The organism is Pseudomonas vranovensis DSM 16006 (assembly GCF_000425805.1).
Classification (GTDB): domain Bacteria; phylum Pseudomonadota; class Gammaproteobacteria; order Pseudomonadales; family Pseudomonadaceae; genus Aquipseudomonas; species Aquipseudomonas vranovensis.
Genome location: NZ_AUED01000004.1, coordinates 130044 through 142995 on the forward strand (window position 1 = coordinate 130044; position 12952 = coordinate 142995).

Consider the following 12952-nt stretch of genomic DNA (forward strand, 5'->3'; position numbering starts at 1 on the left):
CGTGCGGGGCTTTTTTTTGCCTGTTTGTAGGTACGGACTTGCCCCGTGATGCGGTGTTTCAGCCAGTGGATGATGCTGTGACGGTAACGGGTTCTTCGTGGGGCAAGCCCGCGCCAACCGGTTTGCGGTACAGCAACCAGTGGTAGCAGCCCAGGCTGATCAACCAGCAGAACACCGCTGTCCACACGTTGTGGGAGAAGAAATGCGCGCCCTGCAGCATTCGTCCCACCGAAAATACCGTGCCCAGGGTGAAGGCAAACAGCAGCGCGGCGCGGGCCAGGCGTGGCCGCCGGTCACGCAACATGAAGAACAGGGCAAACAAGGTAAACCCGGTAGCCGCATGGCCGCCCGGCCAGCAGCGCCCGGGCTTGTCGGTCGCAGGCCGAGGGCTGAGCAGTTCGCTGTAGACTTCCTTGCCTCCAAACTCCTGCAGGCTCCAAGGGCACTGCACGGCAGTCACCGCCTTGACCGGAGTGACAAAGCTGGTCGACAGCGCCATGGCCACCACCAGGTAGCCCAGTTCCCGACGCCAGCCCTGCAGGCGCTGCCAGAAGAAGCTTGCGGTAAAGGCGGCAATGGCACCCAGACCCAGGACGATGACCGCTTGTTTGGCGCGATCATGCAGGATGTCTTCGAGGAAGTAGCTGTGCCGACCGATGAACTGCCCGGCAACCGGATCGAAGGCCAGTTTGGCCAGGTCCATGTCCAGCGACGTCAGTTCCAGCAGGATCAGGATGGCTGCGGTGAGCAGCGGTATACCCAGGGAAAACCACGGATTGAGCGGGCGGGAGGCGTGAGTGGCAGGCATGGCAGGTCCAGGCTGGTCGATAAGACAGTCCCGGCCGGTAGCCCGTGCCGGGAATCGGTGTGACACAACGACCGGCGATTGTGGGGTGCTTGCTAGGGTAAGTCGGTGAAGGCTGGGTGAAAAAAACGTTAACTGCCAATAAACCTCCTGCAGCCTAGCCGAGCGCTGTCGATGGCCGTAAGCTGCGCCTGCCAAGCAGGCAAAAGACCCGGACGGGAGCACCCCTATGCGAATTCTACTGGTTGAAGACAACCGCGATATCCTCGCCAACCTGGCCGACTATCTGGGCCTCAAAGGCTATACGGTTGACTGTGCCCAGGATGGTCTGTCCGGGTTGCACCTGGCCGCCACCGAACACTACGACTTGATCGTACTCGACATCATGCTCCCGGGTATCGACGGCTATACGCTGTGCAAACGCCTGCGCGAGGATGCCAGGCGCGACACGCCAGTGATCATGCTGACCGCCCGCGACCAGCTCGATGATCGCCTGCAGGGGTTTCGCTCCGGAGCCGATGATTACCTGTTGAAGCCCTTTGCCCTGTCCGAGCTGGCGGCACGCATCGAAGCGGTGCTGCGTCGGGCCCAGGGTGGTGGTCGGCGTACCTTGCAGGTCAGTGACCTGTGCTACGACCTCGACACCCTGGAAGTGACCCGCAACGGCAAGCTGCTCAAACTCAACCCGGTCGGCTTGAAGCTGCTGGCGGTACTGATGCAGAAGAGCCCCCATGTATTACGTCGCGAGGTGCTTGAAGAAGCCCTCTGGGGCGACGATTGCCCGGACAGCGATAGTCTGCGCAGTCATGTCCACCAACTGCGCCAGGTCATCGACAAGCCTTTCGACAAACCCCTGCTGCATACCGTCCATGGCGTCGGTTACCGTCTGGCCGAGGGTCGTGATGGAGTTTAAGCAAAGCCTTGCCCAGCGGATCATCATTGCCTTTGCGTTGATGAGCGCCCTGGTGGCCGGTGCATTTGCCTTCGGTATCGTCGCCACTGTTCACCTGGTCGAAGAGCGCTTGATCTCGGCCGTGCTGGGTGGCGATCTACAGCGCCTGCTACGCATGGACAGCGTCAACGACTGGAGCCACCGGCCGCGGCCCGACCAGTTGTTCTACTACAGCGGCGGGCGAGACGAATTCGAGTTGCCCAAGGACCTGCGTCACCTGTCTCCCGGATTTCATGAAGTGTTTCGCGAGCAGCTGTCCTACCACGCCATGGTCGAGATAGTGGATGGGCGGCGCTATGTTTTACTGCAGGACCAGAGCGATTTCGAGGAGCGCGAGCGGGTGCTGTTCGCGGTCGTGGTGGTGGGCTTCGTGCTCAGCCTGGCACTGGCAGTATTCCTGGGCTGGGTGCTGGCACGAAAAGTCATGGCACCGGTTATCCGCCTGGCACGCCAGGTTCGACATCGCGACCAGTTGCTTGGCCTGGCGCCACCCTTGGCGCCAGACTATGCGGCCGACGAGGTCGGGCAACTGGCCGTGGCCTTCGACGATACCCTGGGACGCCTGCGCGATGCCTTGACCCGTGAACGGCTGTTTACCAGTGACGTCAGCCATGAACTGCGCACCCCCTTGATGGTGCTGGCCAGCTCGTGCGAGCTGTTGCTGGTCAACCCGAACATCGATCTGCGCGCGCGCTCGCAGGTCGAGCGCATCGCCAGGGCCACCGAAGAGATGCAGGAACTGGTGAAAACCTTCCTGATGTTGGCCAGGGCCCAGCGTGATGAGGGCGCCGTGGCGTCCCAGGCGACGCTCAAGGAGGTGGCCGATGACTTGACCGGGGTCTGGCGCGACACCATCGAGCAGAAAGGCCTGACCCTGCTCTACGATGCCAAGGCGAGTTCGCCGACGCTCTACAACGCGACCTTCCTGCAAGCGGTGATGGGCAACCTGCTGCGCAATGCCGCGCACTATACCGACTATGGGTTCATTCGCCTGACCCTGGAACCCAAGGGATTCATGGTCGAGGACAGTGGCGTAGGCATTCCCGAGGAGCAGCGTGAAGCCATGTTTCGTCCTTTTGTTCGCGGTGATGAGCGCCGGGGCGAAGGGCTGGGCCTGGGGTTGTCGCTGGTACAGCGGATCTGCGACGACCAGGGCTGGACAGTGACGCTGACGGGTACGGTGCCCCACGGTTGTCGCTTCCATGTCGACCTGAGCCATGGCCGAGGTGGCGTACCTGCGTTCGAGTGAGGCCGTTACAAATATTCATTTCCTGTAACGTTTATTGAGGCTTCCAACGAATTTTTCACATCCGCATGACCTGGCGCCAACGCTTGCCTGCTTACTGTGGGCGAATTGGAGTCAGGAGATGCACCATGCGTAGTCCCATAAAGCTCGAGTTTTCCGAAAAGTACGACCAGCAGCATGCCCAGGAATACTTCCTCAAGCACCAGGATGGCCTGGCGCGGCGCATGTCGCACAAACGAGACGAGCAGCTGGCGCGACGCGCGTTGACCTTGGCGGGCGAACCCGGTCTGGTGCTTGATCTGCCGTGTGGCGCCGGTCGTTTCTGGCCGCTGCTGGCGGAAAAGCCCAATCGAGTGATCATCGGTGCCGACAACTCCGAGGCCATGCTGGAAACGGCAACCAAATCCCAGCCCGCGCATATCGTTGAGCGGGTACGTACTTTGCAAACGTCTGCGTTTGCAATTGACCTGCCGGACAATTCGGTCGACAGCATCTTCTGCATGCGCCTGATGCACCACATCGGTGATGCGGCGCATCGCAAGACACTTCTCTCGGAATTTCAACGAGTTACCCGCGATAGCGTGATCCTGTCACTGTGGGTGGACGGCAACGTCAAGGCTTGGCGCCGTAAGAAGCTGGAGCAGCGTCGTTACGCGGAAACCGGCCAGGGCAGTTACCAGAACCGCTTTGTGTTACCTGCGGCTACGGTCGAGGAAGAGTTTGCAGCGGCCGGCTTCCGGATTCAGGAACGATTGGACTTTTTGCCGTTCTATGCCATGTGGCGAGTGTACGTATTGCGTAAGGGGTAGTGGGGCATGGCGGTAGAGCGTTCAGGAACATTGACGGGCAATAGCCGGTTCGACCATTTCTGGCAGCAACAAGGTGAATGGGTGGAAGCGCCCAACCAGCGCCGGGGTGGTGAAAGTGGCGTGCAGCGGTTGAACGACGAAAGCGGGCAACTGCTGTATTCCAAGCGTCAGGTTGGGCACATCTACCGCAGTTTCCTGCACCCGTTCGGGCGGCCGACGGTGCTGCGCGAATACGATGCAATCAACAGCTTCGAGCAACTGGGCGTGCGGGTTCCACACATCGTGTATTGCGGTGTGGAGCGTGACGCCGATCGGCAGTGGCGGGCCCTGCTGGTCAGCAAGGCCCTGGACGGCTTCGAAGATTGCGACAGCTGGTATGAAAAGGGCGCACGCGAGCGTTATGGCGAAGCGCTGCACGACAGCATGCTGCAGGACCTGGCCGCCAATCTGGCTCGCATGCACCGTGGCCATTGGCAACATGGTTGCCTGTACGGCAAGCATGTGTTCATCAAGGTGATCGGCGAGGGTGATCAGGCCCGGGCAGAAGTGGCCCTGCTGGACCTTGAGAAGTGCCGGCGGCGTATCAGCTGCCATCGCGCCGCTGCCAACGACCTGAAGCAACTGCGCCGCCATTCGTCATTCAATGACGCGGAGTGGCAAAAGCTGCTCTACTTTTACAAAGTGGCGTTTGGCAGCGCTGTCAAAGGTTTAGAGCAATGAAACTAGAAATAGCTCGAGGTTTGTTTCTGGTGTTGGCACTGGCAGTGGCTACGGCTGCGGCGGCTGCCTGGGAAGAACCGCGCCCGCAGGTAGTGAGCAAGGTCGATCCTGCCTCCCAGTGTCCGCTACCGCGCGTGGTTAAGAGCCAGTCCACTGCACAACCCGATCAGGACCTGTTGCTGTTCCTGTTCGGTATGAGTCAGGGGTTGCGTTCCCAGTGATTCATTGAATGCTTGAGCACGAAAAAGGCCTCGTCAGTGACGAGGCCTTTTTGCATCTGCAGCTTCAGGCGGCTTGCGCCTGCGCCTGGGGTACGTCGGCCCGGGCCAGCAGGGTATAGACGCAAGGCAGCACGAACAGGGTGAACAACGTGCCCACCGACATCCCGGTGGCAATCACCGTACCGATATCGAAGCGGCTGACCGCCCCGGCACCGGTGGCCAGAATCAGCGGCACCATGCCAAACACCATGGCTGCCGTGGTCATCAATACCGGGCGCAAGCGAATCGCCGCCGCTTCTTCCACGGCTTCACGGGCGCTCAGGCCTTTTTGCTGGCGCAACAGGTTGGCGAACTCGACCACCAGAATGCCGTGCTTGCTGATCAGGCCGATCAGTGTCACCAGGCCGACCTGGGTGTAGATATTCATGCTCGAGATGCCCAGGAACAGCGGGATCAGCGCGCCGCAGATCGACAGCGGCACTGTCACCAGGATCACCAGCGGGTCGCGGAAACTCTCGAACTGAGCAGCCAGCACCAGGTAGATGATCGCCAGGGCCAGGCCGAAGGTGGTCCACAGTGCACGGCCTTCCTGCACGAACTGGCGCGCCGCCCCGGCGTAGTCGAAGGTATAACCTTCCGGTGCTTCTTCACGGGCGATGTCATGCACTGTCTCCAGGGCTTCGCCCATGCTGACCATGGGAAAACCCTGGATGATCGCCGCGTTCAGTTGCTGGAACTGGTTGAGCTGGCGCGGTCGCGCGCGGTCACTGAGGGTGATCAGGGTCGAGAGCGGCAGCATCTGCCCCTGCTGGTTCTTGACGTAGTAGTTGCTCAACCAGTCGGGGTTGTCGCGATAGGGCCGCTCGACCTGGGCAATGACCTTGTAGCTGCGCCCGTCGATGGTAAAGCGGTTGATCTCTGCCTCCCCCAGCAGGGTTGCCAGCGTCCCCCCCAGCGCATCCATCGACACCCCCATTTGCGCGGCCTTGGCCCGATCGATATCGACCACCACCTCGGGCTTGTCGAAGGCCAGGTCGATGTCGAGGAAGGCGAACTTGCCCGACGCCTGGGCGCGTTCCTTGACCCGTTCAGCCACCTCCAGCAGCGATTCGTAGTCATTGGCCGTATTGATCACGAACTGGAAGGGCAGGCCTTCGCCCGTGCCCGGCAGCGAAGGCAGGTTGAAACCGAAGATCTGCAGACCGGCAATGCCTTCGAGTTTGCTTTGTACCAATGGCAGCAATTCCATCTGGGTACGGTCGCGCTCGTTCCAGGGCTTGAGCAGGAAGCCGCCGATACCCGATTGCACTCCGTTGAAGCCGTTGATCTGGAACGAGGAGTAGTACTCCGGGAACGCCTTGAATATGTCGATGAACTCGTCGGTGTAGGTACTGAGGTAATCCAGATTGGTCGGCTGTGGCGCCGTGGCCATCATGAAGATGACGCCCTGGTCTTCATCCGGTGCCAGCTCGTTCTTGGTGAACATCAAGAACACCGGAATCAGGCACAGCACGATCACCGCGAACACCAGCACCACCGGCCGGGTGTTCAGGGTGGCATGCAAGAGCTTCTGGTAACGCACCTTGAGACCTTCGAACAGGTTGTCCAGGCGGTGGGCCAGACCGCTGGGGTTGTGCTCATGACGCAGGAGCATCGCGCACATCATTGGCGACAGGGTCAGGGCAACGATGCCGGAAATAATCACCGCGCCGGCCAGGGTGAGGGCGAACTCCTTGAACAATGCCCCCGTGAGGCCCTCCAGGAAGCCGATAGGGGCGTAGACCGCTGCCAGGGTGATGGTCATCGACACCACCGGCATGGCAATCTCCCGCGCACCCTCAAGGGCCGCCTCGAAGGGCGTCTTGCCCTCTTCGATGTGGCGGTGGATGTTTTCCACTACAACGATGGCATCGTCCACCACCAGGCCGATGGCCAGCACCATCGCCAGCAAGGTCAGCAGGTTGAGCGAGTAGCCCATCAGTTGCATGAAGAACAGTACGCCAATCATCGACAACGGAATGGTGACCACCGGGATCAGTACGGAACGCAAGGCGCCGAGGAACAGGAACACCACGACGATAACGATCAGCACCGCCTCGACCAGGGTCTTGACCACCTCGTCGATGGACGCCTGGATGAACAGGGTGGCGTCGTAGGCGATGGAGGCTTTCAGATTGGGCGGCAGCTGGCTTTCCAGCTCGGGCATCAGCTTGCGCACTTCCTTGATCACGTCCAGCGGGTTGGCGCCGGGCGTGGCCTTGATGCCGATGTACACCGAAGGGGTGCCGTCGAACGAGCTCACGGTGTCGTAGTTTTCCGCGCCCATCTCCACCCGCGCCACATCACCGAGCAGCACCCTGCTGTCGCCGCTGGTCTTGAGCGGAATGTTGGCAAAGGCTTCGGCCGTCTTCAGCTCGGTGGTGGCATTGATGCTGGTGACGATGTACTCACCCTTGATCTCGCCGGCGGCCGAGAGGAAGTTGTAGCGGCGCACTGCGTCGGTCACTTCGTTGGCGCTCAGGCCGTAGCCGGCCAGCTTCACCGGGTCGATCCACAGGCGCATGGCAAACAACTGGTTACCGAGAATCTCCGCTTCGGCCATGCCGGGCAGGGTGGCCAGCTTGGGCTGGATAACCCGCGACAAATAGTCGGTGATCTGCGGGTTGCTCATTTCGCCGCTGTAGAAGCTGATGTACATCAGCGCCGACGCATCGGCGGCTTCCTTGCTCAGTACGGGGTCCTCGGCGTCCTGGGGCAGCTTGTTCTTCACCTCGTTGGCCTTGGCCAGCAGCTCGGTGAACAGCCGGTCGCTGTCGGCACCGATGCGCGCGTAGACCGAAATCACCGAGAAGTTCTGCCGGCTTACCGAGGTCATATAGTCGATGCCCTCGGCGCTGGCCAGGCTCTGCTGCATGGGTTGGGTGATGTACCCCTGGATGGTTTCGGCGTTGGCGCCAGGGTAGGCGGTGGTCACGGTGATCAGGGCGTTTTCCATCTGCGGGTACTGGCGGATGGGCAGCTTGCTCCAGGCCTGGAAGCCCAGCAGCACGATCAACAGGCTGACAACGCTGGCCAGCACCGGCCGGCGGATGAACGGATCGGTAAAGGCCATGACGCATCCTCGATCAGTTGGCGTGCGCCGAGTTGTTGGGCGGTGGTTTCAGGGTCTTGTCCGGGCTGATGGTGATCGACGCGCCCTGGGTCAGTTTCAACTGGCCGGCGGTCACCACCTGCTCACCGGCTTTGAGGCCCTTGCTGATGACCACCAGACCATCGCGGCGCTCGCCGGTATCGACGAAGCGTCGCTCGGCGATCAGTTCGGGCTGGCCATCGGCGTTTTTTTGCGGCTGGCCGTCTTCGTTCTTTTTCGGCATGGCCACATACACCGAGTTGCCGTACAGGGTGTAGGTCACGGCGCTTTCGGGTACCACAATCTGTGGCCCAGGGTCGGGCAGCAGCACCTGCAGGCTGCTGAACATGCCGGGCAGCAGCTTGCCCTCGGGGTTGGCCAGGGTCGCGCGTACCTGCACGTTGCGGGTGCTGTCTTCGACCTTGGGGTTAATGGCGCTGATGGTGCCGGGGAAGGTCTGGTGCGGGTAGGCCGCGACGCTGACCAGCACCTGTTGGCCGATGCTCAACGTGGGAACTGCCTGTTCGGCCACGAAGAAGTCCACATACAGGCTGCTCAGGTCTTGCAGGGTAGCGATCACCGTACCGCTGGCCAGGTAGTCGCCGACGTCCACCTGGCGGATGCCGATGGTGCCGCTGAAGGGGGCGTTGATGCTTTTTTTGGCCAGGGACGCCTTGAGCTGGTCGACCACCGCCTTGCTGCGCTTGTACTGGGCATTGAGACGGTCGTACTCGCCGCGGGAAATCGCCTGGCTGCCCACCAGTTGGCTACCGCGGTTGAAGTCCACCTGGGCCAGGCCAAGGTCTGCCAGGGCGGTGCCAAGCAGGGCTGTTTCGACGTCGCTGTCCAGTTGCAGCAAGGGCTGGCCCTTGCGCACCTGTTGCCCGGACTCGAACTGCAGGGTCTTGACCGTGCCGGCGATCTCCAGGCTCAGGTCGACCCCTTGCAGGGCGGTAAGGCTGCCCACCGCAGGCAGGCGATTTTGCCACATGCGCTCGCTGGACTCGGCCGCCGCCACGCTGATGGGAGGCTTGGGGGCCGAGAACATCTGGATCTGCTGATAAATGGAGAACGCCTTGTAGCCCCCCAGGACCAGCACGAGCAGCAGAACAATACCCAACATGATCAGCATGCGGCGGCGCAGCATAGTCCAGTTCCTTGGATACGATTTATTGTTCGACGGCACGACTGCGGGCGTTCCTGCCCACGTGCGATGTAGCGAATATTACGCGTTTGACCGGCTTTGGGAACTCTCTGTTCCCGGGTTGTTTCAGGCCAGGTGCAGGTGGTTGTCCCACAGTCCGGAGGGCAGTTGCAGGGGTTGGCCGATCAGTTCGGCCTTGCGGCAGTCATACAGTCGGCAGCGACCTTGGCCCGACGTGACGACAAAACCGTCGGCTACCGCGCCGACGCCGGCGCAGTCGGGCATTGGTGCATCGAGGCGCACCTGTGCGGTGTCCAGGTCCCAGATGAACAGGCGGTTGGCCCGTGGCGCGGTCAGGGCGACCAGGCGCAGTTCGCTGTGAATGGCGACGCTGGCGGTGTAATTGGCCATCGACTGCAACTGCTGTTCGGGCACATCAAAGGCCTGGAATGCTTGCCCCGGACGCTTGATCGCCAACAGCTCGGCGGTTTCATCGCCGCTGCCCATGAACTGCTGCCCGGCGACGATGGTGCCGTCGCTGGCAATGGCCAGGTGACGCACGCTGTTCATCTGCTGGGGCAGTATTTCCTTGCTCAGCAGGGTGCCATCGCGCTGCATCAGCACCAGGCTCGGTTCCATGGCGTCGAGATTCATCTCTACCCGGCTTTCGGCCTCGGTACGAATGCCGCCGTTGGCCACTACGAGGGTTTCGCCATCGGGCATCCACGACACCTGGTGCGGGCCGATGCCGTGGGTCGAGATCTCGCCGCTATAGGCCAGGCGCTCGCCGTCAAAACGGTAGACACCGAGCACGCCACGACCAGGGTCGGTCGTGTCGTTCTCGGTGGCGTACAGCCATTCGCCGCTCTTGTGGATGACCGCATGCCCGTAGAAGTGCCGGTTCGGCTGCGAGGTGATGGTCTGCAACAGGCGACCATCGCGCAGGTCGACCAGGTAGCTTTCGGTGCCGGGACGTCGGGCCACGAACAGGGCAATGGGCAACCCGGGGTGGTTGATGATGTCGTGGCAACGCTGGCCAACCTCGGTGGCGAACACCTGGGTGCCGTCCAGGCGATAGCCGACGGCGTAGTGCTTGCCATCGCCGTCATCGCGGGCCGAGAGCAGCAGCGGGCCGCTGTCCTTGCCGCGAAACAGGGTCCAGCCGCCCAGGGTGAGGGCGCTGAGGAGAACGCTACCGAGTTTGAGAGCCTGGCGTCGCAACATGATCAGTCACCGTCGTTGGCATTGAAGCCCAGCTGGATGCCCAGCGCCTTGGCCAGCTCGCCTTCATGCAGGCGGTGGACAACGTTGAGGCTGTCGTAGATCGCATTGAGCTGCTGGCGACCGGCTTCGTCCGCGAGCAGTTCGCCCAATGGCTTTTGGTTGTCGGCCAGCAACTTCAGGGCGCTGGCGTAGGCGGCGTCGATCTTGTCGGCCAGGGCCTTCTGGTCTTTGCCCAGCAGGCCACGCAGGCCCTGGTTGTCGACACCGACCCAGACGGTCTGTGCTGCTTTCAGGCTGGCTTCCAGGCTCTTGAGCGAGGAGTGGCTGCGCCAGGCTTCGGCCTGCAGCGGCTGCGGGATGCCTTTGCTCAGGCGGCCCATGGGGGCGCCGAGTTTTTTCTTCAGGGTATCCAGGGCGGTGACCTGGGCACGCAGCAGGTCGGCGATGGCTTCGTGTGAGTCGGCATAGCGCTGGTTGGGGAACTTGGTCATCTGCGCGAGCATGCCGTCGGTGTTGTTCCAGCCTTTGAGGATCTCTTCGGCCAGGGCCTTCTGGTGCTCGCCAATGGCGACCAGCAGCGGGCAGTAGCGGGCTTTCTGCTCGGCATTGGCAGCGTCGGGCTTGCTGTCGAAGAGGATGTATTCGTAGGCGGAGAGACCGCGCACCACGACACTGGACTTGGCCAGGGAGGCGGCATCGACCGGCTTGTCGCCATTGACCAGTTGCTCGACCTGACGGCCGACCAGGTTCTTCTTGTCTGGCCAGAACTGTACCTGCCAGGCGCGGTTGCCTTCAGCCAGCGGGCCGATCAACAACGGTTGCAGTTCTGCCCAGGCTTTTTGCGCGTGGAGGAAGTCGGCACGGGCGGTGGCAAGGTCAGCCTTGCCTTCACAGAATGCCAGGGCGCTGACGGCCAACTGGCGGTCGGCTTCGACCCAGCGGCTGTAGGTTGGCAGGATCACCTGCTTGGCGATGGCGGCCGAGGTCACAGCTTGCGGGTCTTGCGGCGAGCAGGCGCCCAGGGCAAGGGCGGCGAGGCTTGTGAACAACAGTTTGGGTCGGAACATGCCCGGCTCCTTTGACTTAAAGTGAATTCAGGAACGCCAGCAACGCGGCGCGTTGCTCGGCATTGAAGGTCAAGACATGCTGCTTGGCCGCTTCGGCTTCGCCGCCGTGCCAGAGCACGGCTTCGAGCAGGTTGCGGGCGCGGCCATCGTGAAGTAACTGGGTGTGACCGCTGACGGTCTGGGTCAGGCCGATACCCCACAAGGGGGGCGTACGCCAGTCCTGGCCGCCGGCCTTGAACTCGGTGCGGTTATCGGCAAGGCCTGGGCCCATGTCGTGCAACAGCAGGTCGCTGTAGGGACGAATCAACTGATTGGCCAGCTCCGGTTCGGCGACATCGGCAGCGGTGGTGAAGCGTGGCGTGTGGCAGCTTTGGCAACCGGCCTGGTGGAACAGGTTCTTGCCGGCCAGCACCTGGGGCGAGTCGACGTCCTGGCGGATCGGCACCGCCAGGTTGCGGGTGTAGAACAGCACCAGGCGCAGGATGTTTTCGCTGACTTCCTGATCGCCATTGGCTCCGTTGCCGCTGGGCGCATTGAGGCAGTCGAGCTGGGCCGGGGTGCAGTCGTCCATCGGCCGCAGGCGGGTGGTCAGGCCCATGTCGCCGGAGAACGCATGCACGTTCTGCTGGTTGACGTTGGGTTGCCCGGCCTTCCAGCCAAAGCGGCCCATGACGGTCTTGCCCTGGGCATCGTCCCATACCTGGTTGGGCCGGCCACGGATGCCATCGCCGTTGCGGTCATCGGGGTCGGCATTGGCCAACAGTGCAGCCTCGGGGATGGCTTCGAGCAGGCCCAGGCCGATCATCGGCGGGGCGACGCGGGCGGACAAACGCGTGTCGGGGTGCATGGGCCCATAACCCAGTTGGGTGATCTTCAGCGTGGGCTGGCGCAGTTCCACGGTGGTGCCGTCCTTGAAGGTGACCGGCACCGGGGAATACTCGACCCGCACCTTGCCTTCGGGGGCTACGCCGGGCACGGCCATGTCCTGGAACTGGCCGCCGTAGACCGGTTCGGGAACGATGCCCAGTTGTTCGATGACCTTGGCGTATTGGGGCTGGTCGGGAATCGACAGGCGCACCAGCATCGACACGGCGTGCTTGGCGTTGGGGCCAGGTGGGTGGCCGCGGCCGTCTTTGATGTGGCAGTTCTGGCAGGCGTTGGTGTTGAACAGTGGCCCCAGGCCGTCACGGGCGGTGGTGGTGGCGGGGGCGATGACCCAGGGGTTGCGAAAGAAGCTGTTGCCGACGCTGAAGTCCAGGCGCCGGCTGGGCGCGAGGTTGGCGGAAGGCATGGAATAAGCATTCTGGTCGCGTTTGTTGACCGTCGTCTTGCCGCCGCCCAGGGCTTCGCCGGGCTCGGCCTGGGTGAAACGCGGGGCGTCGTCGCAGCCTGCCAGGCTGATGGCCAGCAGCAGGGGACTTAGGCGGTGAAGCAACGAGGACATCGACAATCCTGGGGCTTGGGGTAAAAACCGGCGTGCAAGCTTAGCAGGCTAAGGGACATCGAATAAGAGGGATTTGCGTTTGGCAGATGAAATCGGTGTTATCTGGGGGCGTGCTGAAGGAGCGGGCTTGCCCCGCGATGAGCAATTCAGGCGATAGCGAATGTGTTGGCTTTACTGGCCATCGCGGGGC

11 protein-coding genes are annotated in these 12952 nt (G+C 62.3%); 5 read left to right on the forward strand and 6 right to left on the reverse strand.

The genetic code is table 11. The features are described 5' to 3' along the window. Nucleotides 1–58: 58 nt before the first annotated feature. On the reverse strand, nt 59–808 hold the full coding sequence (locus tag H621_RS0110290) for a phosphatase PAP2 family protein (protein ID WP_028943315.1): 750 nt from the start codon (nt 806–808) through the stop codon (nt 59–61). 226 nt (nt 809–1034) lie between these two features. On the opposite strand from H621_RS0110290, the gene colR reads away from it, so the two are divergent. From colR to H621_RS0110315, 5 genes are all read left to right on the forward strand, one after another. Next, complete coding sequence (gene colR, locus H621_RS0110295) at nt 1035–1718, forward strand: two-component system response regulator ColR (protein WP_028943316.1); 684 nt, start codon at nt 1035–1037, stop codon at nt 1716–1718. Continuing rightward, nucleotides 1708–3006 carry a sensor histidine kinase gene (locus H621_RS0110300; protein ID WP_028943317.1) on the forward strand — a complete coding sequence of 433 codons (1299 nt, stop codon included), beginning with the start codon at nt 1708–1710 and terminating at the stop codon, nt 3004–3006. Before colR ends, H621_RS0110300 begins: the two co-directional genes overlap by 11 nt. Nucleotides 3007–3131: 125 nt before the next feature. Further along, nucleotides 3132–3812, forward strand: a complete 681-nt coding sequence (locus H621_RS0110305; RefSeq protein WP_028943318.1) for a class I SAM-dependent methyltransferase — start codon at nt 3132–3134, stop codon at nt 3810–3812. A 6-nt stretch (nt 3813–3818) separates the two neighbouring features. Next, complete coding sequence (locus H621_RS0110310; RefSeq protein WP_028943319.1) at nt 3819–4532, forward strand: lipopolysaccharide kinase InaA family protein; 714 nt, start codon at nt 3819–3821, stop codon at nt 4530–4532. Beyond that, nucleotides 4529–4753 carry a hypothetical protein gene (locus tag H621_RS0110315; protein WP_028943320.1) on the forward strand — a complete coding sequence of 75 codons (225 nt, stop codon included), beginning with the start codon at nt 4529–4531 and terminating at the stop codon, nt 4751–4753. Before H621_RS0110310 ends, H621_RS0110315 begins: the two co-directional genes overlap by 4 nt. A gap of 64 nt (nt 4754–4817) precedes the next feature. Here H621_RS0110315 and H621_RS0110320 read toward each other — a convergent pair whose 3' ends face one another. The 5 genes from H621_RS0110320 to H621_RS0110340 form a co-directional block, all read right to left on the reverse strand. Then, nucleotides 4818–7865, reverse strand: a complete 3048-nt coding sequence (locus H621_RS0110320; protein WP_028943321.1) for a multidrug efflux RND transporter permease subunit — start codon at nt 7863–7865, stop codon at nt 4818–4820. 13 nt (nt 7866–7878) lie between these two features. Next, on the reverse strand, nt 7879–9030 hold the full coding sequence (locus H621_RS0110325; protein WP_028943322.1) for an efflux RND transporter periplasmic adaptor subunit: 1152 nt from the start codon (nt 9028–9030) through the stop codon (nt 7879–7881). A gap of 123 nt (nt 9031–9153) precedes the next feature. Then, nucleotides 9154–10251: a DUF1513 domain-containing protein gene (locus H621_RS0110330; RefSeq protein WP_028943323.1), complete on the reverse strand. Its 1098-nt coding sequence runs from the start codon at nt 10249–10251 to the stop codon at nt 9154–9156. A gap of 2 nt (nt 10252–10253) precedes the next feature. Then, complete coding sequence (locus tag H621_RS0110335; protein ID WP_028943324.1) at nt 10254–11318, reverse strand: imelysin family protein; 1065 nt, start codon at nt 11316–11318, stop codon at nt 10254–10256. Nucleotides 11319–11334: 16 nt separating this feature from the next. Further along, a complete protein-coding gene (locus H621_RS0110340) occupies nt 11335–12762 on the reverse strand; it encodes a di-heme oxidoreductase family protein (protein ID WP_028943325.1) in 1428 nt (475 codons plus the stop codon). Nucleotides 12763–12952: the final 190 nt, after the last annotated feature.